Consider the following 19,472-nt stretch of genomic DNA (forward strand, 5'->3'; position numbering starts at 1 on the left):
ATACCCGATCCACCCGGGATGCGCAAAGCGGCTCCGGCCCGCGATCATGTCGGCGGCCGGCGCTACAGTGGCCGCATGGCACGAACCCCGAGCGCCCTCTACCACTGCACCGAGTGCGGCTACCAGTCGCCCAAGTGGGTCGGCCGCTGCCCCGAGTGCCAGGCGTGGGGCACCGTGGTCGAGGCAGGCACCCCGACCGGCATCGTGCCGGGCCGCTCCGGGCGGGGCGTGCGGATGGTCGAGCAGGCCCCGAGCGTCCCGACGCTGCCCGACGAGCGGCTCGCCCGTCCCATCACCGAGCTCGACGGCGATGCGAGCGACCACATGCCCACCGGCATCGGCGAGCTCGACCGGGTGCTCGGCGGGGGCATCGTGCCGGGGGCGGCGATCCTGCTCAGCGGCGAGCCCGGCGTGGGCAAGTCGACGCTGCTGCTCGAGGTCGCCGCGCGCTGGGCGGCCGCCGGGCGCACCGTCCTGTACCTCACCGCCGAGGAGTCCGCCGGCCAGGTCCGCCTGCGCGCGGAGCGCACGGGCGCCCTGCAGGAGCGGCTGCTGCTCGCGGCCGAGACCGACCTGACGGCCGCGCTCGCGCAGATCGCCCAGACCCGGCCGTCCCTGGTGATCGTCGACTCGGTGCAGACACTCACCGACGCCGGCACGGAGGGCATCCCGGGCGGCACCGCACAGGTGCGCACGGTCGCCCACGCCCTCACCCGCGCGGCGAAGCAGTGGGGCGTGCCGCTGCTGCTCGTCGGGCACGTCACCAAGGACGGCGCGATCGCCGGCCCCAGGCTGCTCGAGCACTTGGTGGACGTCGTCTGCCAGTTCGAGGGCGACCCGCAGACCGCCCTGCGGTTCCTGCGCGCCCGCAAGAACCGGTTCGGGTCGGTCGACGAGGTCGGCTGCTTCGAGATGGGCGCGAGCGGCATCGTCGAGGTGCCCGACCCATCCGGCCTGTTCCTCAGCCGCACCGCGAACGTGCCGGGCACCGCTGTGACGGTCGCCATGGAGGGCCGGCGCGCCCTGCCGGTCGAGATCCAGGCGCTCGTGGTCGACACCTCCGCGCCCCAGCCGCGGCGGGTGACCAGTGGGCTCGACCCGGCTCGGGTGGCGATGCTCATCGCCGTGCTCGCCCGCCGCGCGGGCATCGCGGTGACGAACCGCGAGGTGTACGTCTCGACGGTCGGCGGGGTGCGGGTGGACGACCCGGCGGCGGATCTGCCCATCGCCCTGGCGATCGCCTCGGCGGCGACGGGCCGCCCCGTCGTGCCGCACACCGTCGCGTTCGGCGAGATCAGCCTCGCCGGGCAGGTGCGCCGCGCCGCCCAGGCCGACCAGCGCCGCGAGGAGGGCCGCCGGCTCGGCTACGCGGACCACATCGACGACACCACCGCGCAGTCCCTGCACGAGGCGCTCGCCCTCGCGCTGCGTCGCCCCGCCCGCTGAGCACAGCCCCCGCACCGCCCGCTACTGCAGCACGAAACGGTACTGGTCGGAGGAGCGGTCCCCGATCGACGCCTGCACCCAGTAGGTGCCCTTCGTGCTGACGTGACGATCCTTGCTGCAGGTCGTCCCGTCGTTCATCGCGAGGTCCCAGGTGACCTTGCCACTGCGTGGCTGCCCCGGCTCGAGCACCACCGTCTGATCGGTCGGATTCTCCACACACGGGGTCGACTTCCACACCTCGGCCTGCCCCGACCCGACGACGACCTGCTGCTGGGTCGTGCCGACGTTGAGCGAGCAGGCCACCGAGGCCGTGCTCGTCACCTGATAGACGAACACCGGCTGCTGCGTGAACGAGTACTGCCCGGACTCGGTCTTCACCGAGACGGTGAACTCCCCCGGCTGGCAGGCCGACACCTGGTCGGGGTCAAGTGACGCAGACGGCGACGCGGACGCCGGCGCGGCGTCGGTCGAGTCGGCGGAGTCCGCCACGTCCGTGGCGACATCCGCGCCGGTGGTCTCCGTGGCGTCCCCGCCCCCGGTCGCGCAGCTGACCGCCCAGACGATCAGGGCGACGATGATCGCCAGCAGCAGGAGCACGGCGAGTCGACGACGCCGGTAGACCGCTGGAGAGTGACGACGACGGGGTGACGCGGACATGCCCCGATTGTAGCCGCGGTCAGACCTCCTCGGGACGCGCCGGGGCGTCGGTGACGAACGGGTCGTCAGCGTGGTCCAGGTGCAGGATCATCCGGGTGTTGCCCAGCGTGTTCTGCTTGACCCGCTGCAGCTCCAGGAACTCAGCGACGCCCTCGTCGGGCGAGCGGACCAGCTCGGCGTACGTGTCGCGATCCACCCCCGGATCGTGCATGACCGTGAACCCGTTGCGCTCAAAGAACGCCACCTCGAACGTCAGACAGAAGATCCGCCACACCCCCAGCCGGCGGCCGCGCTCGACGAGCGCCTGGACGAGCCGCCCGCCGACCCCGTGCCCCTGCGCCTCGGGGGAGACGACGAGCGTGCGGACCTCGGCGAGGTCCTCCCAGAAGACGTGCAGGGCGCCGGCGCCGACGACCCGCCCGTCGAGCTCGGCGACGAGGAACTCCTGCGTCGCCTCATACAGCACGACGAGCTCCTTGCCGAGCAGCACGCGCCGCTCCACATAGGGCTCGATGAGCGCGCTGATCGCGCGGATGTCCGGAGTGCGGGCGGGACGGACGACAAGGGGCATGCCCACCAGCGTACCGCTCGGGCGGGCATGCCCCTCTGCCGTGTCGGCCGTGACGCGTCGTCGGCGTCACGGCCCGGTCTCTCGGGTCACAGCACCTGCGTGGCCTCCACCTTCCCCTGCTCCGGCTGCGGGCCCTCACCGTCGATCACCGTGAACGTGAAGTGCCCGTCGTCGTCGACGTCGACCGAGATGCGCTGACCCGCCGTGACCTCGCCGCGCAGGATGCGCTCGGAGAGCTGGTCCTCGATCTCCACCGAGATCGCGCGCCGCAGCGGCCGGGCGCCGAGCGTCGGATCGTAGCCGATCTCGATGAGCTTTTCCTTGGCCGGCACACTCAGCTCGATGCTGAGATCCCGGTCGCCGAGCCGGTCGTTGAGCCGCCCGATGAACAGGTCGACGATCTGCAGCAGCTCCTCCTTCTTCAGCTGCGGGAACACGATGATGTCGTCGACACGGTTGAGGAACTCGGGCTTGAAGTGCTTCTTGAGCTCCTCGTTGACCTTGCCCTTCATCATGCCGTAACCGACCTCGGCGTTGTCCTCGACCTGGAAGCCGATCGGCCCGCCGGAGATCTGCTTCGACCCCAGGTTCGTCGTCATGATGATGACGGTGTTCTTGAAGTCGACCAGTCGCCCCTGCCCGTCGGTAAGCCGGCCCTCCTCGAGGATCTGCAGCAGCGAGTTGAAGATGTCCGGGTGGGCCTTCTCGATCTCGTCGAAGAGCACGACGCTGAACGGGTGCCGGCGCACCTTCTCGGTCAGCTGCCCGCCCTCCTCGAAGCCGACGAAGCCCGGAGGAGCACCAAACAGCCGCGAGACGGTGTGCTTCTCGCCGAACTCGCTCATGTCGAGCGAGATGAGCGCGTCCTCATCGTCGAACAGGAACTGGGCGAGCGCCTTGGCCAGCTCGGTCTTGCCGACGCCGGTCGGGCCGGCGAAGATGAACGACCCGCTCGGCCGCTTCGGATCCTTCAGCCCCGCCCGCGTGCGGCGGATGCTGCGGGAGAGCGCCTTGATGGCCTCCTTCTGCCCGATGACCCGCTGCCCGAGCTCCTCCTCCATGAACAGCAGCCGCGAGGACTCCTCCTCGGTCAGCTTGAACACGGGGATGCCGGTCGCCTGGGCGAGCACCTCCGCGATCAGCCCCTCGTCGACCTCGGCGTGCACCTCCTTGTCGCCCTTGCGCCACTCCTTCTCGGCGCGCAGACGCTCGCCGAGCAGCTTCTTCTCCTCGTCGCGCAGGCTGGCCGCCCTCTCGAAGTCCTGATCCTCGATCGCCTGCTCCTTCGCGGCGCGGACGGTGGTGATCCGGTCATCGAACTCGCGCAGCTCCGGCGGAGCCGAGAGCACGCTCAGCCGCAGCCGGGCCCCGGCCTCGTCGATCAGGTCGATCGCCTTGTCCGGCAGGTGCCGATCCTGGATGTACCGGGCCGAGAGGTTCACCGCCGCGACGATCGCCCCGTCGGTGATCTTCACCTTGTGGTGCTTCTCGTAGCGCTCCCGCAGCCCCTTGAGGATCTGGATGGAGTGCTGGATGCTGGGCTCGCGCACCTCGACCGCCTGGAACCGACGCGCCAGAGCGGCGTCCTTCTCGAAGTGCTTGCGGAACTCGTCGGTCGTCGTCGCGCCGATCGTCTGCAGCTCGCCGCGCGCGAGCATCGGCTTGAGGATGCTGGCCGCGTCGATCGCGCCCTCGGCCGCGCCCGCCCCGACGAGCGTGTGGATCTCGTCGATGAAGATGATGATGTCGCCGCGGTTCTTGATCTCCTTGAGCACCTTGCGCAGGCGCTCCTCGAAGTCGCCGCGGTAGCGGGAGCCGGCGATGAGCGCCGAGAGGTCGAGCGTGTACAGCTGCTTGTCCTTGAGCGTCTCGGGCACCTGGTCGGCGACGATCGCCTCGGCGAGCCCCTCGACGACCGAGGTCTTGCCGACCCCCGGCTCGCCGATGAGCACCGGGTTGTTCTTCGTGCGCCGGCTGAGCACCTGCATCACGCGCTCGATCTCGCGCTCGCGTCCGATGACCGGGTCGAGCCTGCCGTCGCGTGCCTTCTGCGTGAGGTTCTCGCCGAACTGGTCGAGCACCTGCGAGCCCTTCGTGCGGCCGCCGCCCTCGGCGCCGACGCCGGCAAGCTCGGCCTCCTTGCCGTTCTGGTAACCAGCCAGCTGCTGCACGACAATCTGCCGCAGCTGGCCGAGATCCACCCCGAGCTTGACGAGTACCTGCACGGCGACGCCCTCGCCCTCGCGGATGAGCCCGAGCAGGATGTGCTCGGTGCCCACATAGTTGTGGCCGAGCTGCAGCGCCTCGCGGAACGACAGCTCGAGCACCTTCTTGCCCCGTGGTGTGAAGGGGATGTGCCCGGTGGGCGGCTGCTGACCGACCCCGATGATGTCCTCGACCTGCTCGCGGGCCTCCTCGAGGGTCACGCCGACCTGCTCGAGCGACTTCGCGGCGACACCCTCACCCTCGTGCAGCAGCCCGAGCAGCAGGTGCTCCGAACCGATGTAGTTGTGGTTGAGCATCTTGGCCTCTTCCTGGGCCAGCACCACCACACGACGGGCTCGGTCGGTGAAACGTTCGAACATGGCACTCCTCCACGGTCAGCCGATGGTTCCATCAAAGCAGAGTCGGCGGCCGTGTCGGCCGGTGTTCGCCGTGGGCGGAGCCACTCAGACCAGGCGATGCGCGCCGTCGGGCCGGTCAGCGGGCGCATCCCCGGCCCCGTCGCCACGGGCGGACGCATCGGCACGGGCGGACGCGTCAGCGCTGTGGGGCGCCGAGCCGTACTCGCGCTCGAACCGGGCGCGCTCGACGGCCTCGGCCTCGGCGCGGGCGTGCCGCTCGCTGCGGTCAGCGCGCAGCACCGCCCGGAACACGAACACGAAGATCACGCCGACGAGCAGGGTGGGCGTGATCGCCCAGATCGCCGCGGTCATCCACTCCTGCGTCGTCATGACTCTCCTCTCACCGCACCAGCGGGAACAGCACCGTCTCACGGATGCCGAGACCGGTGAGCGCCATGAGCAGACGGTCGATGCCCATGCCCATGCCGCCGGCCGGGGGCATCCCGTACTCCATGGTCGTCAGGAAGTCCTCGTCGACCTGCATGGCCTCCGGGTCACCCTTCGCCGCGAGCAGCGACTGCTCCACGAATCGCTGCCGCTGGATGACCGGGTCGGCAAGCTCTGAGTAGCCGGTGGCCAGCTCGAAGCCGCGCACGTACAGGTCCCACTTCTCCACGAGACCCAGCCGGGAGCGGTGCGGGCGGGTCAGCGGCGAGGTGTCCTCCGGGAAGTCCATCACGAAGGTCGGCCGGGTGAGCCCCGGCTTCACGCACGCCTCCCACAGCTCCTCGACGTACTTGCCGTGCGTCGCGGTGGCCGGGTCGAGGGCGATGCCGTGCCTCTCGGCGAGCGGGGCGAGCTCGGCCACCGACGTCTCGACGGTGATCACGGGCGCGCGGCCGGGGCCGTCCCACGTGGCGGCGAGCGCCTCGTTGAGCGAGCCGTACAGGTCGATGCGGTCCCAGTCGCCGGAGAAGTCGTGCACGGTGCCGTCGGCCCACACCGCGGTCAGATCGCCGGTCGGGCTCGTCGCCCGCACCGCGTTCTGGATGAGCTCCCGGGTGAGGTCGGCGATGGTGTGGTAGTCACCGTACGCCTCGTAGGCCTCGAGCATCGCGAACTCGGGGCTGTGCGTGGAGTCGGCACCCTCGTTGCGGAAGTTGCGGTTGATCTCGAACACCCGGTCGATGCCGCCGACGAGCGCCCGCTTGAGGAACAGCTCGGGAGCGATGCGCAAGTAGAGGTCCCTGTCGAACGCGTTCGAGCGCGTCACGAACGGCCGGGCCGACGCCCCGCCATGCACCGTCTGCAGCATCGGGGTCTCGATCTCGACGAACCCATGCTCGGCGAACGTGCGCCGCAGCGAGGCGTTCGTGCGCGCGCGGGTGAGCACCATGTCCCGCGCACCCTGGCGCTGGATGAGGTCGAGAGCACGGTTGCGTACCCGGAACTCCTCGCTGAGCGGGCTGTGCATGTTCGGCAGCGGCCGGATCGCCTTCGCCGCGATGCGCCAGTCGTCGGCGAACACCGACAGCTCGCCGCGACGGGAGGCGATGACCCGCCCGTGCACGAAGAGCTGGTCGCCCAGATCGACAAGCTCCTTGAAGCGCTGCAGCGACTCGGCGCCGACCTCCTTCTGACTGAGCATCGCCTGCAGCTGAGTGCCGTCGCCGGCCTGCAGCATCACGAAGCACAGCCGCCCCGTGTTGCGCAGGTGCACGACCCGGCCGGCGACACCGACGACGTCGTCGGTCTCCTCGCCGGGCTGCAGATCGGCGTGCGCGGCACGCACCGACTGGATCGTCGTGGTCACAGGCACCGACACCGGGTAGGCCTCGCCCTCGGCGACGAGCCGCTCCCGCTTGGCCAGGCGGACGTCTCGCTGCTCGTTCGTCTCGGTCGCGAGCTGCTGCTCCGCGGTCGGCGTCGGCTCCGCCGCGTCGTCCTGGGGGGCCTGATCGGTCATGCGTTCTCCTTCGGGTCAGCCCGGATGCGACTCGCGAACCGCCGCGTCCCTCGCGGGGCGCCGGCCGGGTCCGCTCAGCCCGCCCGCTCGGCGCGATCGAGCGCCGCGTCGATCGAGGTGTGCAGCACCGGGCGCAGCAGCGCGGCGGGATCGTCCACGCCGATGCCGCGCAGCAGACCGGCCGACCGCTCGACGATGGCGTCAGCGTGCTCGGCGGCGGCCGCACGGGCTTCAGCATACACCGGCCGATCGGCGTCCCCGATCACCACCGGGTCGCCGCCCATCTCGATCACGAGCGCCTGCGCGATGGGCAGCACGGCCGGCGGGGCGGAGACCGCGAAGCGCGCCTCGCGCAGCCGGCCGGCATCGAGCCCGGTGCCCGTCGCGACGATCGCCGGGCTGATCGCCAGGGGGATCACGCCGATCGCGGCGAGCGGGTCGAGCACGCGCTCCCCGAAGCCCGGCGCGGTGTGCACGGCGAGCTGGCCGGGGCGCCACACGCCGGCCCGGGCGGTGCCGGCCGCGAACCCGGGCAGATCAGTCTCGGGGATGGCCAGCACGACGAGCTGCGCGCTGGCGATCACCTGCGCCTCGTCGACGATGGGGACCCCGGGCAGGGCCGCCTCGACCCGCTCGCGATGCACGGCGTCTGCGGTGGACACGGCGCGGATGCGATGCCCGGCCCCGGCGAGCGCGAGGGCGACCGCGGTGCCGATGGCGCCCGCGCCGACGACGCCGACGTCGAGGCGGGGCCGGCCGGCGACGCTCATCGTCCGCCCCGATCCGCGCCGCGGCCCGACGCCGTCTCGCGCCGTGCCGGACGGACGCTGCGGGCGGCGCCGCCCTCGGCCGTGGCGTCGCCGGTGTTCGCGGGGCCCGCTCCGCTCCCGGCGGGGGCCTGCCCGTCGTCGCTCGGGGGCACGCGGCACCACAGCTCGGCGACGAGCCCGCACACGCCGAGCACGATCGCCGCGACGAGCGATCCGCCCTCCGGGGCGATGACCGCCTGCACCGGCGTCGCCGGGGGCAGCAGCGCGTGGACGAGCAGGCCGAGCACCGTGCCGGCGAGCACCGCCGCGGTCACGCTGCTCGCCTTCGCCAGCAGCAGCACGCGGGTGGCGAAGAACGGGTCGACCGGCTCGGTCTCGGCCCGGCCGTGCTCGCGCCGCTCTCGGTCACGGCGATGCGTGCGGCTGCGCACCCGCCAGGCGAGCGCGAGCACGATCACGCCGATCGCGACGAGCACGCCGGCGAACGTCCACGGCGGCACGATGGCCGGCGCGCCGAGCCGGGCGAGCGTCGCCTGCAGTGCCCAGCCGACCCCGGTGAACAGCAGCACGATGACGACGAGCGCGGGGATGCGGGTGCGACTCATCGGCCGGTCTCCCGGTCTGCGGCGGGCGACGCCGGGTCGGCCAGGGCGGCCGCACCTGCCGAGCCCGCCGAGACGGCGAGCGTGCGGGCGGCGTCGGGCAGCGCGTCCAGCAGCCGACGCAGCGGCACGCCGCCGAGCGTCGCGGCCGGGTCGGCCTCGAGCCACGGCACGAGCACGAAGTCGCGCTCGGCGGCGCGGGGATGCGGCACGACGAGGCGCGGGGTGTCGAGCACGACGCCCGGGATGTCCACGATGTCAAGGTCGAGCGTGCGGTCGCCCCAGCGCCGGTCGCGGCGGCGCCGGTGCTGCTGCTCGATCGCCTGCAGCGCGTCCAGCAGCGGCACCGGGTCGAGCGTGGTGTCGACGAGCACGACGGTGTTCGCGAACCGGGGGCGATCCCGGTCGAGCCCGTCGAGCGAGACGGCGATCGTCTCGTGCACGGGGGCGACCTGCACGACGGTGACGCCCGGGGTCGCCGCGAGATCCGCGACCGCGGCCCGCAGCGTCCCCCGGGTGTCGCCGAGATTCGACCCCAGCGCGATGACCGCCCGCCGCGCGCTCACCGGGATCCGCCTCCCGCGCCCGACTCGGCCGCCCGCTCCCGCCGGATCGTGACGGACACGTCGGCGAACGGCACCTCGATCGGGGCCTCGGGCTTGTGCACGACGACCTCGACAGCGTCGACGCGCGGCAGGGCGAGCAGGTCGGCGGCGATGAGCCCGGCGAGCCGCTCGATGAGGTCGACCGGATCGCCGGCGATGCGGTCGACGATGCGGCGGGCGGCCTGCGCATAGTCGACCGTGGCGGAGAGATCGTCGGTGCGGGCGGCCGCACGGGTGTCGAGCTCGAGGGTCGCGTCAACGACAAAGCGCTGCCCGTCGCGGCGCTCGTGGGCGAGCACCCCATGGTGGCCGCGGGCGGTGACCCCGGTCAGGCGGATGCGATCCGGCGTCGTCATGCCCGCTCCCCCGTGCGCCCCGCCGGCTCGTGCCCGGCCGCCGCGGCCTCCCGGGCCCGTCGTGCCTCGGCGAGCCGCCGGCCCACCTCGAGCGCCGCCCGGGCCGCGGCGGCGTCATGGACGCGGAAGCCCCACACCCCGCTCTCCGCCAGCAGCGCGGCGATCGCGGCCGTCGCGGCATCCCGCGCGTGCAGGGCCGTCTCGGCCCGGGCCTCCGCGGCGCGCAGCGCACTGGGCAGCGTCTCGGCGATGAAGCGCTTGCGGCTGGTGCCGAGCAGCACGGGCAGCCCGAAGGAGCGCAGCCGATCGACCGCGGCCAGCAGCGCCCAGTTGTGTCCCCCGTTCTTGCTGAAGCCGAGTCCGGGGTCGACGACGAGCCGCTCGTCGCCGATGCCGGCGGCGCGGGCGGCGTCGAGGCGCTGGCCGATCTCGGAGACGACCTCCTCGACCACGTCGTCGTAACGGGCCGGCGGACTGTCCGGGGTGAGCAGCCCGCGCCAGTGCGAGACGATGAACACGGCGTCGCCGTCGGCGACGGTGTCGAGCATGTCGGGGTCGGCGAGGCCGGCGGAGACGTCGTTGACGTACCGGGCGCCCAGCTCGACCGTGCGCCGGGCGGTGTCGGCGTTCATCGTGTCGATGCTCAGCACGACGCCCTCGCCCGCGAGGCGCTCGACGACGGGCAGGATGCGCCGCTGCTCCTCCGCCATCGGCACGCGGACGCTGCCGGGCCGGGTCGACTCCCCGCCGACGTCGACGAGATCGGCCCCGTCGACGACGAGGTCCAGGCCGTGCCGCACCGCGGCGTCGTGGTCGTGCCAGCGTCCCCCGTCGCTGAACGAGTCGGGGGTGACGTTGAGCACACCCATGACGAGCGGACGGGCGGACGAGTCGGTGGTCATGCGGTCTCCTCTCCTGCCGACGCGGGGCGCGGCCGGGGCGCGGCCGGGGTCGGGACGCCGGCCCCCGCGTCACGTGACGCGGCGCCGGCCGGCCGGTCGACGGGGCATGATGGCGCGACGGCATCCGGCCCGCCGGCCGCGTCGGGCCAGATGCCCGCCGGATCGACCCCGACACCGGCGGGGCCCGCGAGCGACCCCCGGGCGGAGATGCTCGTCGTGCGGGCGTCGTCCTGCCGCGCGCCGCGCGCGCTCACGCAGTCCTGGTGCAGGCGCAGCCGCACGATCGCGCCGCGGGCACCGAGCCCGACCATGAGCGCGTCGGCGATCTGGGCGGCGAGCCGCTCCTGCAGCTGAGGCCGCGCGGCGAGCACGCCGACGAGCCGGGGCAGGGCGCCGAGCCCGGCGATCCGCTCCCCCGGGACGTAGGCGAGGTCTGCGGTGCCGTAGACGGGCAGCAGGTGGTGGGCGCACAGCGAGCGCACCCGGATGCCGGACATGGCGACCAGGTCGTGCGCGGGCGCGGGCAACGTCTCGCCGAGCACCTCGAGCGGGTCGCTCCCCACACCGGCGAACAGCTCGCGCGCGGCGTCGGCCACCCGCGCCGGGGTGTCGACGAGCTCCGTGTCGTCGGGGTCGAGCCCGCAGGCGACGAGGAGCTCCCGCACGGCTGCCCGCACGGCCGGCACGTCGACCATCACTCGCCTTCCGAGGCGCCGTCCTCCGGCGTCCGGCCGGGGTCGCTCGTGCCACCGGCCTGTGCCTCGGCGGTCAGCTCCGTGTCGGCCTTCGCCTTCGGTGGCACCGGGACCGGCGGCTGGCTCGAGACGGGGCGGTCGACGCTGGAGAGCCACTGCGAGCGCTCCGGCAGCTTCGAGACGTCAGCGAAGATCTCGGCGATGTCTTTCTCGTTGAGCGTCTCGCGCTCGAGCAGTTCTGTGGCGAGCCGGTCGAGCACCGCGCGGTTCGTGGTGAGCGCCCGCCAGGCCTCGTCGTTGGCGGCGTCAAGCAATCGGCGCACCTCGAGGTCGATCTGCTCGGCGACGCCCTCGGAGTAGTCACGGCTCGAGCCCATGCCCGCGCCGAGGAACGGCTCACCCTCGTCGTCGCCGAGCTTCACGGTGCCGAGTCGGGAGCTCATGCCGTACTTGGTGACCATCTTCCGAGCCGTCTCGGTGGCCTTCTCGATGTCATTGGAGGCGCCGCTGGTGGGGTCGTGGAAGACGATCTCCTCGGCGACGCGTCCGCCCATCGCGTACGACAGCTGGTCGAGCAGCTCGTTGCGGGTCACAGAGTACTTGTCGTCGCTCGGCAGCACCATCGTGTAGCCGAGGGCCCGGCCGCGGGGCAGGATGGTGATCTTCGTCACCGGGTCGGTGTGGTTGAGCGACGCGGCGACGAGCGCGTGCCCGCCCTCGTGGTAGGCGGTGACGAGCCGCTCGTGGTCGCGCATCACGCGCGAGCGCTTCTGCGGCCCGGCGATGACCCGGTCGATCGCCTCGTCGAGGGCACGGTTGTCGATGATCTGCGCGTTCGAGCGGGCGGTGAGCAGCGCAGCCTCGTTGAGCACGTTCGCCAGGTCGGCACCCGTGAAGCCCGGCGTGCGCTTGGCCACGAGCCCCAGATCGACGTCGTCGGCCAGCGGCTTGTTGCGCGCGTGCACCTCGAGGATGCGCCTGCGGCCCTCGAGGTCGGGCGCGCCGACCTCCACCTGGCGGTCGAAGCGGCCGGGGCGCAGCAGCGCGGGGTCGAGGATGTCGGGCCGGTTCGTCGCGGCGATGAGGATAACGTTCGTGTTCGGGTCGAAGCCGTCCATCTCGACGAGCAACTGGTTGAGCGTCTGCTCGCGCTCGTCGTGCCCGCCGCCCATGCCGGCGCCGCGGTGGCGGCCGACCGCGTCGATCTCGTCGATGAAGATGATCGCCGGGGCATTCTCCTTCGCCTGCTCGAACAGGTCGCGCACGCGGGAGGCGCCGACGCCGACGAACATCTCGACGAAGTCCGACCCGGAGATCGAGAAGAACGGCACCCCGGCCTCGCCGGCCACGGCGCGGGCGAGCAGCGTCTTGCCGGTTCCGGGCGGGCCGTACAGCAGCACGCCCTTCGGGATGCGTGCGCCGACCCGGCGGAACTTCTCCGGCTCGCGCAGGAAGTCCTTGATCTCCTCCAGCTCGCCGAGCGCCTCGTCCACGCCCGCGACGTCCTTGAACGTCACCTGCGGATGGTCCTTGGTGATCATCTTCGCCTTGGACTTGCCGAAGTTCATCACCCCGCCGGCGCCGCCCTGCATGCGGCTGAGCAGGAACCAGAAGATCACGCCGATGAGGATGAACGGGATGAGCGTCACCAGCATGTTCGTGAACACGTTGGGCTGCGTGACCGTGTCGTCATAGCCGTCGCTGAGATCGGCGTCGTCGATCGCCTGGACGACGTCTCCGGCCCGGGCCGTGGCGTAGTAGAACTGCACCTGCCGCCCGTGCCCCTCGTAGTCCTCCGCGAGGGTGAGGTCCACCCGCTGGTCCGAGTCCTGGATGGTGGCCTCGGTCGCCTTCTTCTGCTGGATCAGCGACATGCCCTCGGCCGTGGTGACCTTCTGATAGCCGCCGAACATGCTGGCGACGTTCATGCCGATGAGGACGATGATGAGGGCGGCGATGATCCAGAAGATCGGCCCTTTGGTCACTCGTTTCAATGTGTTCATGAATGCAGGGGCGCGGCCCGAACCCTTTCGTGCGTGGTGGACAGTTCCTGATGCTACTGGAGGAGGCTGTGTCCTCCCTGCATGTTCGCTGTCAGCGGCAGGTCAGCTGTAGACCTCGGGCTTCAGGATGCCCACGCCGTCGACGTTGCGATAGCGCTCGTCATGGTCGAGCCCGTACCCGACGACGAAGTCGACGGGGATGTCGAAGCCGATGTAGCGCACGTCCAGATCGACGGCGAGCGCCTCAGGCTTGCGCAGCAGCGCGCAGATCTCCACCGAGCGCGCCCCGCGCGAGCGCAGGTTGCGCTGCAGCCACGAGAGGGTGAGCCCGGAGTCGATGACGTCCTCGACGATGAGCACGTCGCGGTCGTGGATGTCGGTGTCGAGATCCTTGAGGATGCGGACGACGCCCGACGAGCGGGTTCCGGACCCATAGGACGACACCGCCATGAAGTCCATCGTCACCGGCAGCGTGAGCGCCCGCGAGAGATCGGCCATCACCATGATCGCACCCTTGAGCACCCCGACGAGCAGCACATCACGGCCGGCGTAGTCATGCTCGATCGCCCGGGCGAGCTCCTGAATGCGGGTCTGGATCTGCTCGGGGGTGAGCAGGACCTCTTCGAGATCGTCCTTGATGTCGGCGAGTTTCATGGGGCGGCGGCTCCTCTGTGACCGGTTGCGCGGGAACCCTGCCAACTCTAGCGCGCCGCGGCCGACTCGGTGACGTCGCCGCCGCGACCCGGATCTCGTCGCCGACCCGGCGGGCCCGGCCGCCCGGCAGATCGATCGGCCCCTGGCCGTGCCAGGTGGTCGCGAGCCGCACGACGGCCTCGACATGCACCCGCTGCTGGGGCCGACCGAGCGCGGCCTCGACGACCCGCTTGACCGTGCGCGTCGCGAGCGGCCCCGGCAGGTCGCGCACGAGCGCGACGGGGAGCACCCCCGCCGCGCAGCTCGCCGCCCGCTCGGCGGCCATCGCGTCCAGCAGCGCCGTGTCCTCGCCCACGAGCGCCGCGGTGCGGGCCAGCGCCGCGGCGAACCCCGGGCCGAGCTCCCTCTCGAGCAGCGGCAGCACGCGGTCGCGCACCCGCACCCGGGCGAATCGGGGGTCGTGGTTCTGCGGGTCGTCCCAGACCGGGATGCCCCGGGCCCGGCACGACGCCCGGGTGACGCAGCGGCGCAGGCCCAGCAGCGGTCGGACGATCCGCCCGGCCACGGGGCGCATCCCGCCGACCGCCCGGGGCCCGGACCCGCGGGCGAGGCCGAGCAGCACCGTCTCCGCCTGGTCATCGAGGGTGTGCGCGAGCAGGACGAGATCGGCGCCCTGCGCGCACCGGGCCCGTTCCAGCGCGGCCAGGCGCGCCCGCCGGGCCGCCGCCTCCATGCCGCCGGACCCGGTGACCCGCACCCGCTCGACGGCGGCCGGGTCGGCGCCGAGCGCGGCGCAGCGCCGGGCTGCCGTCGCGGCGACCGCGGCGCTGCCAGCCTGCAGACCGTGGTCGACGGTGAGCGTCCCCCAGCCGATGCCGAGCCGGGGGGCCACGTGCGCGACCGCGGCGGCCAGGGCCAGCGAGTCGGCGCCGCCGCTGACACCCACGAGCACACGGCCCGGGCGCAGCGCCGCGAGACACTCGCGCACCGCGTGACGCACCGCCGCCGTGGCGGCGTCGAGCGACGGACGACGCTGGGACATGTGCACTAATCTAGTGCGCGGAGCGGGACCGCCCGCGGCGCGAGCCGCCGGTGGCGGCACGCCGCAGCACCCGGCCTGCGCGATCGCCAGGCCTGAACCAAGGAGAGAGAACACATGGCCATCCACGACGCAGTCATCGAGATCCCCGCGGGCTCGCGCAACAAGTACGAGGTCGACCACGAGACCGGTCGCGTCTTCCTCGATCGCGTCCTGTTCACGAACTTCGTCTACCCCACCGACTACGGCTTCTTCGAGAACACCCTCGGGCTCGACGGCGACCCGCTCGACGTGCTCGTGCTCACCGAGATCCCCGTGTTCCCGGGCGTGGGCGTGAAGGTGCGCCCGGTGGGCCTGCTCAACATGAAGGACGAGGCGGGCATCGACACGAAGATCGTCGCCGTGCCCGACGACCCGCGCTTCGATCGCATCCAGGACATCGACGACGTGCCCCAGGAGCTGCGCGACCGCATCGAGCACTTCTTCGCGCACTACAAGGATCTGGAGAAGGGCAAGGAGGTCGCTCTCGACGGCTGGGAGGGAGCCGAGGCCGCCGAGCAGCAGATCCAGGCCGCCGAGCAGCGGCTCGCCGACACGCAGGAGTGAGGCCCGACGCGGCCCGGCCGCGTCACATCGCGTCGATCGAGGGGCGCCGGGCCCGTCACCATGACGGGGTCGGCGCCCCTCGTCGTCCCCGGGGCCGGGCCCGGCCCCGCGATGGGACGGGCCGCCACGCGGGATGCGGCCGACGCGTCGGTCAGGACCTCGGCCGTCGGCGCACCGGCCGACGCGTCAGTGACTGGCCAGCCACACGGCGGGGTTGACCGTGTTGCCCGCAGTCTTCCACAGCGGGCTGCCGAACCCGACCGAGCCGATGTGGATCTCGAAGTGCAGGTGCGGCCCGGTTGCCGCCCCGGTGCTGCCGGACAGCCCGATCTGCTGCCCTTTCGACACCCGCTGCCCGACCGAGACCTGCAGCCGGGAGAGGTGCAGCGACCGGGACACTATCGTCTGTCCGTCGACCACGTGGCGGATCTCCACATAGTTGCCCGCGCTGGAGTCGTAGCCGCCGCCCACGACCGTGCCATCGGCGATGGCGAGCACGGGCGTCCCCGTCGGAACGACGTAGTCGGTGCCGTAGTGGAAGCGGTACTCATGATGGATGGGATGGAACCGCATCCCGTACCCGCTGGAGGAGGTCAGATACGGCAGCGGATAGCCGACCGCGCCACCGCTCGGCGCCCTGGTCGTCGTCGAGGCGGAGGACGACGGCGCCCGGTAGGAGCCGTCGGAGTCGCTCGAGCCGGAACCGGAGCCAGAGCTCGCGGCCGCCGCCGCGGCAGCCAGCGCCTTCGCCCTCGCGTCGGCCTCGGCCTTGACCCCCGCGGCGCGCTGCGCCTGCAGCTCGGCGGTCTCCCCCTGCAGCGAGGAGAGCTGGGCCTCGAGGTCTGCGGCGTGCTGCTGCTGCTCCGACACCGCGTCCTGCGCGGCCTGCGCCGCCTGCTGCGCCTGCTGCGCCTTTCCCGCGGCCTCGTCGGCGATGCGGGTGAGCTCGGCGTAGGCCGCGTCCGCCTGGTCCTCGAGGGACTTCGCCGTGTTGGCGTCGGCGACGGCCGACCGGTAGGCCTCGTCGCTGCGCTCACCCACCCGACCCATCATGCCCAGCTGGTAGAGCACGGTCTGCGCCTGGTCACCCGAGAGATAGATGTTCATGCTCGCGCTCGCGCCGCCACTGCGGTACAGCTGCGCGATCGAGCTGCCGGCCGCCTCCCGCGACTGGTCGGCCCGGGCCTGCGCGTCGACCCGCTGCACGGTGAGCTGGTCGAAGACGGCCTGCTGGTCGGCCACCCGCTGCAGGGCGTCGTCCGCGGCCTGCTGCGCGTCCTGCGCGGCCTGCTGCGCCTGGGTGTACTGACTGTCGAGATCAGCCAGCAGCCCCTTGACCCGTTGGATCTCGGCCTGCTTGTCCTGCTCGTTCTGCCTGGCCCGTTCGATGTCATCCCACGAGGGGTAGTCCGCCGCCTGGGTCGCGGGGACCGGCGCCCAGACGCCCTGACCCGCCATGAGCGCCGCACTCAGGGCCACTCCGATGACGAGGCGTCGCGCTGCTCGCATGAGCTCTCCTTCCGTGCCGCGTGTCAGCCTACACAGGCCGGGGTCTCGCGGCCACGAGCGACACCGGGCGGATTCCGCGCCCGGCGAGGCCCGGTCGTAGACTGGGAAGCAGGGCACATCATCGCAAGGAGCAGCATGGCCACAACCGGTTCCAGACGCGCAGCCAGAGTGATCAGCTGGCTGCGGCACCAGGTGACGAGCGGGGCCTGGCCGGTCGGCACCAAGATCCCCACCGAGCCGGAGCTGACCGAGCAGCTGCACGTCGGCCGCAGCACCGTCCGCGAGGCGGTGCGATCTCTGGCGAGCCTGGGCATCCTCGAGACCGCACCGGGACGCGGCACCTTCGTCCGCTCGGTCAGCCCGGTCAGCACCGTCCTCAACGACTACCTGGGCGAGAAGGCGGTCGGCGACGTGCTGAGCGTCCGCCGCACGCTCGAGATCGAGGCCGCCCGCCGTGCGGCCCTGGAGCTCACCCCGGAGCACCATCAGGCGCTGCGCGAGGCCCTCGCCGAGGAGCGCCGCCAGGTCGAGGCCGGTGCTCACGAGGTGCTCGACCCGCCCGGCCCCTTCCACATCGCCCTGGTGCGCGCGAGCGGCAACCCGCTGCTCACCGAGCTGTACGCGGGCCTCGCCCAGGCCGTCCGGCAGGCGATCCGGGACGGCCGGGTGCGCTCCGCCTCGCCCGCCGAGAAACTGCAGGACCACGAACGCATCCTGGCGGCGATCGAGAAGCACGACCTCGTCGAGGCCGTCCACGCCGCCAACGATCACGGCGACCGCGATCTCGTGGTCGTGCCCGACGCGACCGCAGCCCCCGTCGTGCACCAGGGCGACCTGCAGCCGGACACGAAGGTCGTCTACCGCCGGGTAGAGTCCCCGCACGGCGACCAGCCCGCCCCGGTCCGGGTCTTCCGCATCTCCCACGACGACTGAGCGACACCCCGACACGCTCGCGATTTGCACTCGTCGACGTGGTTCCGTAAAGTGTCTCTTCGGTACAGCGGGTTCGGGAAGTCACCAAGCGTGCGGCCCCATCGTCTAGTGGCCCAGGACACCGCCCTTTCACGGCGGTAACACGGGTTCGAATCCCGTTGGGGTCACGAGATGGTAGAGTCTCCTCTCGGCTGTTGTACTGCAAGGCCCTGTGGCGCAGTTGGTTAGCGCGCCGCCCTGTCACGGCGGAGGTCGCGGGTTCAAGTCCCGTCAGGGTCGCTTCGGCGAGGAGCCCTTCCAATGGAGGGGCTCCTTCTCCGATCGGGCATCACGCCCCGGCTCTGTAGCTCAGTTGGTAGAGCGCACGACTGAAAATCGTGAGGTCAGCGGATCGATGCCGCTCGGAGCCACTTCACACCAGGATCATGCGGGACGGCTGGAGTTCTCAGACGGTCACTCCGCATCGACTCCGTGGACTCATCGCGCAACGCTGGCAGCGCCCGGGCCGCTTCACAGCTCCCCGCTGCCCGGCCAGGAGCGCGTTCCGCGCAATCGGCGGACCACCTCGGATGATAGAGTTCACCCCATGTGCTCCGCTGACGACGCCTGTCCGCTCTCCGATCGGGAGATGCGCGCCTGGGCTCGGCTCGAGGCCGTCGTCGAGCTGCTGCCCGGAGCCCTCGACTCGCAGCTGCAGCGTGACGCGCAGCTGACCCACTTCGACTACCTCGTGCTCGCCAAGCTCGCCGACCATGACGAGCACGCCATGCGCATGACCCAGCTCGCCTCCTCGACGAACGCGACGCTGCCCCGGCTCTCCCACGTCGTCACCCGGCTCGAGCACCGCGGATTCGTCGAGCGCACCACCTGCAGCTCCGACCGTCGCGTCACGATCGCCCGGCTGACCGATGACGGCCTCGCCAAGGTCGTCTCCTCGACCCCTGGACACGTGCGCAACGTGCGCGACATCGTCATCGACCAGCTCACCGCCGAGCAGGTCGGCCAGCTCTCCGAGATCTGCAACCGACTGCTCCACCGCCTCGACCCCGAGAACCGGCTCGAGGTCTGCCGCGGTCACGACTGACCGTCAGTCGCCACGTCTCGTCTGTGCCGTCCCGCCCCGCTGTCAGGCCGGGCCCGACCTCGCGCCGCCCCGAGCCGGGCCACAGCACTCCCTCGGATGACGGCCCCACAGACGGAGGCGGCCCCGCATCCTGGTGGATGCGGGGCCGCCTCGTGTCAGTGCGTCTGCACTCAGATCGCGCGGATGTTCTCCGCCTGCAGGCCCTTCGGGCCCTTCACGACGTCGAACTCCACACGCTGGTTCTCGTTCAGCGTGCGGAAGCCGTCGGCGACGATGTTCTTGTAATGGGCGAACACGTCCTCGCCGCCGTCCTCGGGCGAGATGAACCCGAAGCCCTTGTCGGAGCTGAACCACTTCACGGTACCGGTTGCCATCGTCTTGCTTCTTCCTACTGCTGCGCCGCGACTCTCACGACGACTTCTGTGTGCGGTGTCGCTTCGCACCCCGATCGAACGACGGAACCGAGCTCGGAAGCCCTGCTGCGTGTCTGCTGCGGCGAAAGTCACTTAC

General features: G+C 71.8%; 20 protein-coding genes and 3 tRNA genes. 7 read left to right on the top strand and 16 right to left on the bottom strand.

What is annotated here, in order from left to right; translation table 11 throughout:
- The first annotated feature begins 75 nt into the window (after positions 1-75).
- Positions 76-1,446: a DNA repair protein RadA gene (gene radA / locus F8O02_RS07810; RefSeq protein WP_158036688.1), complete on the top strand. Its 1,371-nt coding sequence runs from the start codon at positions 76-78 to the stop codon at positions 1,444-1,446.
- A 21-nt stretch (positions 1,447-1,467) separates the two neighbouring features.
- Here the strand turns inward: radA and F8O02_RS07815 are convergent, their stop codons facing one another.
- The 14 genes from F8O02_RS07815 to tilS all read right to left on the bottom strand — a co-directional run bounded on the left by F8O02_RS07815 (position 1,468) and on the right by tilS (position 14,833).
- The gene (locus F8O02_RS07815) at positions 1,468-2,103 is read right to left on the bottom strand and encodes a hypothetical protein (protein ID WP_158036689.1); all 636 of its coding nucleotides are present in this window, start codon (positions 2,101-2,103) and stop codon (positions 1,468-1,470) included.
- Between the two features lie 19 nt (positions 2,104-2,122).
- The gene (locus tag F8O02_RS07820; RefSeq protein ID WP_158036690.1) at positions 2,123-2,674 is read right to left on the bottom strand and encodes an amino-acid N-acetyltransferase; all 552 of its coding nucleotides are present in this window, start codon (positions 2,672-2,674) and stop codon (positions 2,123-2,125) included.
- Positions 2,675-2,760: 86 nt separating this feature from the next.
- Positions 2,761-5,259: an ATP-dependent Clp protease ATP-binding subunit gene (locus F8O02_RS07825; protein WP_158036691.1), complete on the bottom strand. Its 2,499-nt coding sequence runs from the start codon at positions 5,257-5,259 to the stop codon at positions 2,761-2,763.
- 84 nt (positions 5,260-5,343) lie between these two features.
- Positions 5,344-5,628, bottom strand: a complete 285-nt coding sequence (locus F8O02_RS07830) for a hypothetical protein (protein WP_158036692.1) — start codon at positions 5,626-5,628, stop codon at positions 5,344-5,346.
- Between the two features lie 10 nt (positions 5,629-5,638).
- The gene (gene lysS, locus F8O02_RS07835; RefSeq protein WP_158036693.1) at positions 5,639-7,204 is read right to left on the bottom strand and encodes a lysine--tRNA ligase; all 1,566 of its coding nucleotides are present in this window, start codon (positions 7,202-7,204) and stop codon (positions 5,639-5,641) included.
- Positions 7,205-7,278: 74 nt separating this feature from the next.
- Complete coding sequence (locus F8O02_RS07840; protein ID WP_158036694.1) at positions 7,279-7,974, bottom strand: DUF2520 domain-containing protein; 696 nt, start codon at positions 7,972-7,974, stop codon at positions 7,279-7,281.
- The gene (locus F8O02_RS07845) at positions 7,971-8,579 is read right to left on the bottom strand and encodes a DUF3180 domain-containing protein (protein ID WP_158036695.1); all 609 of its coding nucleotides are present in this window, start codon (positions 8,577-8,579) and stop codon (positions 7,971-7,973) included. The genes F8O02_RS07840 and F8O02_RS07845 overlap by 4 nt, the downstream gene beginning before the upstream one ends.
- Positions 8,576-9,142 carry a 2-amino-4-hydroxy-6-hydroxymethyldihydropteridine diphosphokinase gene (folK, locus tag F8O02_RS07850; protein ID WP_225734218.1) on the bottom strand — a complete coding sequence of 189 codons (567 nt, stop codon included), beginning with the start codon at positions 9,140-9,142 and terminating at the stop codon, positions 8,576-8,578. The genes F8O02_RS07845 and folK overlap by 4 nt, the downstream gene beginning before the upstream one ends.
- Positions 9,139-9,537 carry a dihydroneopterin aldolase gene (gene folB / locus F8O02_RS07855; RefSeq protein WP_158036697.1) on the bottom strand — a complete coding sequence of 133 codons (399 nt, stop codon included), beginning with the start codon at positions 9,535-9,537 and terminating at the stop codon, positions 9,139-9,141. The genes folK and folB overlap by 4 nt, the downstream gene beginning before the upstream one ends.
- The gene (folP, locus tag F8O02_RS07860; RefSeq protein WP_218859621.1) at positions 9,534-10,439 is read right to left on the bottom strand and encodes a dihydropteroate synthase; all 906 of its coding nucleotides are present in this window, start codon (positions 10,437-10,439) and stop codon (positions 9,534-9,536) included. The genes folB and folP overlap by 4 nt, the downstream gene beginning before the upstream one ends.
- Positions 10,436-11,134, bottom strand: coding sequence for a GTP cyclohydrolase I (folE, locus tag F8O02_RS07865; RefSeq protein WP_158036698.1), 699 nt, complete (start codon positions 11,132-11,134; stop codon positions 10,436-10,438). The genes folP and folE overlap by 4 nt, the downstream gene beginning before the upstream one ends.
- On the bottom strand, positions 11,134-13,137 hold the full coding sequence (gene ftsH, locus F8O02_RS07870; protein ID WP_158036699.1) for an ATP-dependent zinc metalloprotease FtsH: 2,004 nt from the start codon (positions 13,135-13,137) through the stop codon (positions 11,134-11,136). The genes folE and ftsH overlap by 1 nt, the downstream gene beginning before the upstream one ends.
- A 102-nt stretch (positions 13,138-13,239) precedes the next feature.
- Positions 13,240-13,791 carry a hypoxanthine phosphoribosyltransferase gene (gene hpt / locus F8O02_RS07875; RefSeq protein ID WP_158036700.1) on the bottom strand — a complete coding sequence of 184 codons (552 nt, stop codon included), beginning with the start codon at positions 13,789-13,791 and terminating at the stop codon, positions 13,240-13,242.
- Positions 13,691-14,833: a tRNA lysidine(34) synthetase TilS gene (gene tilS, locus F8O02_RS07880; RefSeq protein ID WP_158036701.1), complete on the bottom strand. Its 1,143-nt coding sequence runs from the start codon at positions 14,831-14,833 to the stop codon at positions 13,691-13,693. The genes hpt and tilS overlap by 101 nt, the downstream gene beginning before the upstream one ends.
- A 114-nt stretch (positions 14,834-14,947) precedes the next feature.
- Here tilS and F8O02_RS07885 point away from each other — a divergent pair, with 114 nt between their 5' ends.
- Complete coding sequence (locus tag F8O02_RS07885) at positions 14,948-15,436, top strand: inorganic diphosphatase (protein WP_158036702.1); 489 nt, start codon at positions 14,948-14,950, stop codon at positions 15,434-15,436.
- Between the two features lie 186 nt (positions 15,437-15,622).
- Here F8O02_RS07885 and F8O02_RS07890 read toward each other — a convergent pair whose 3' ends face one another.
- A complete protein-coding gene (locus tag F8O02_RS07890) occupies positions 15,623-16,945 on the bottom strand; it encodes a M23 family metallopeptidase (protein ID WP_158036703.1) in 1,323 nt (440 codons plus the stop codon).
- A 135-nt stretch (positions 16,946-17,080) separates the two neighbouring features.
- On the opposite strand from F8O02_RS07890, the gene F8O02_RS07895 reads away from it, so the two are divergent.
- The 5 genes from F8O02_RS07895 (at position 17,081) to F8O02_RS07915 (ending at position 18,962) form a co-directional block, all read left to right on the top strand.
- Positions 17,081-17,878, top strand: coding sequence for a FadR/GntR family transcriptional regulator (locus F8O02_RS07895; protein ID WP_158036704.1), 798 nt, complete (start codon positions 17,081-17,083; stop codon positions 17,876-17,878).
- A gap of 94 nt (positions 17,879-17,972) precedes the next feature.
- Positions 17,973-18,045, top strand: a tRNA-Glu gene (locus F8O02_RS07900).
- A gap of 38 nt (positions 18,046-18,083) precedes the next feature.
- Positions 18,084-18,157 (top strand) — tRNA-Asp (locus F8O02_RS07905).
- Positions 18,158-18,215: 58 nt separating this feature from the next.
- Positions 18,216-18,288: transfer RNA gene (locus F8O02_RS07910), tRNA-Phe, on the top strand.
- Between the two features lie 176 nt (positions 18,289-18,464).
- On the top strand, positions 18,465-18,962 hold the full coding sequence (locus F8O02_RS07915; RefSeq protein WP_179416381.1) for a MarR family winged helix-turn-helix transcriptional regulator: 498 nt from the start codon (positions 18,465-18,467) through the stop codon (positions 18,960-18,962).
- 170 nt (positions 18,963-19,132) lie between these two features.
- Here the strand turns inward: F8O02_RS07915 and F8O02_RS07920 are convergent, their stop codons facing one another.
- The gene (locus F8O02_RS07920; protein ID WP_158036706.1) at positions 19,133-19,336 is read right to left on the bottom strand and encodes a cold-shock protein; all 204 of its coding nucleotides are present in this window, start codon (positions 19,334-19,336) and stop codon (positions 19,133-19,135) included.
- Positions 19,337-19,472: the final 136 nt, after the last annotated feature.

Origin of the sequence: Pseudoclavibacter caeni (genome assembly GCF_008831125.1) — a bacterium.
Classification (GTDB): Bacteria; Actinomycetota; Actinomycetes; order Actinomycetales; family Microbacteriaceae; genus Pseudoclavibacter_A; species Pseudoclavibacter_A caeni.

Excerpts from the sequence above, each read along its gene's own strand:
- folE (WP_158036698.1), bottom strand. The coding sequence starts at position 11,134 with ATGGTCGACGTGCCGGCCGTGCGGGCAGCCGTGCGGGAGCTCCTCGTC.
- lysS (WP_158036693.1), bottom strand. The coding sequence starts at position 7,204 with ATGACCGATCAGGCCCCCCAGGACGACGCGGCGGAGCCGACGCCGACC.
- F8O02_RS07820 (WP_158036690.1), bottom strand. The coding sequence starts at position 2,674 with ATGCCCCTTGTCGTCCGTCCCGCCCGCACTCCGGACATCCGCGCGATC.
- F8O02_RS07890 (WP_158036703.1), bottom strand. The coding sequence starts at position 16,945 with ATGCGAGCAGCGCGACGCCTCGTCATCGGAGTGGCCCTGAGTGCGGCG.
- F8O02_RS07895 (WP_158036704.1), top strand. The coding sequence starts at position 17,081 with ATGGCCACAACCGGTTCCAGACGCGCAGCCAGAGTGATCAGCTGGCTG.
- folP (WP_218859621.1), bottom strand. The coding sequence starts at position 10,439 with ATGACCACCGACTCGTCCGCCCGTCCGCTCGTCATGGGTGTGCTCAAC.
- F8O02_RS07915 (WP_179416381.1), top strand. The coding sequence starts at position 18,465 with ATGTGCTCCGCTGACGACGCCTGTCCGCTCTCCGATCGGGAGATGCGC.
- F8O02_RS07825 (WP_158036691.1), bottom strand. The coding sequence starts at position 5,259 with ATGTTCGAACGTTTCACCGACCGAGCCCGTCGTGTGGTGGTGCTGGCC.
- F8O02_RS07840 (WP_158036694.1), bottom strand. The coding sequence starts at position 7,974 with ATGAGCGTCGCCGGCCGGCCCCGCCTCGACGTCGGCGTCGTCGGCGCG.
- F8O02_RS07815 (WP_158036689.1), bottom strand. The coding sequence starts at position 2,103 with ATGTCCGCGTCACCCCGTCGTCGTCACTCTCCAGCGGTCTACCGGCGT.
- F8O02_RS07830 (WP_158036692.1), bottom strand. The coding sequence starts at position 5,628 with ATGACGACGCAGGAGTGGATGACCGCGGCGATCTGGGCGATCACGCCC.
- ftsH (WP_158036699.1), bottom strand. The coding sequence starts at position 13,137 with ATGAACACATTGAAACGAGTGACCAAAGGGCCGATCTTCTGGATCATC.
- F8O02_RS07885 (WP_158036702.1), top strand. The coding sequence starts at position 14,948 with ATGGCCATCCACGACGCAGTCATCGAGATCCCCGCGGGCTCGCGCAAC.
- hpt (WP_158036700.1), bottom strand. The coding sequence starts at position 13,791 with ATGAAACTCGCCGACATCAAGGACGATCTCGAAGAGGTCCTGCTCACC.
- F8O02_RS07920 (WP_158036706.1), bottom strand. The coding sequence starts at position 19,336 with ATGGCAACCGGTACCGTGAAGTGGTTCAGCTCCGACAAGGGCTTCGGG.
- F8O02_RS07845 (WP_158036695.1), bottom strand. The coding sequence starts at position 8,579 with ATGAGTCGCACCCGCATCCCCGCGCTCGTCGTCATCGTGCTGCTGTTC.
- radA (WP_158036688.1), top strand. The coding sequence starts at position 76 with ATGGCACGAACCCCGAGCGCCCTCTACCACTGCACCGAGTGCGGCTAC.
- tilS (WP_158036701.1), bottom strand. The coding sequence starts at position 14,833 with ATGTCCCAGCGTCGTCCGTCGCTCGACGCCGCCACGGCGGCGGTGCGT.
- folB (WP_158036697.1), bottom strand. The coding sequence starts at position 9,537 with ATGACGACGCCGGATCGCATCCGCCTGACCGGGGTCACCGCCCGCGGC.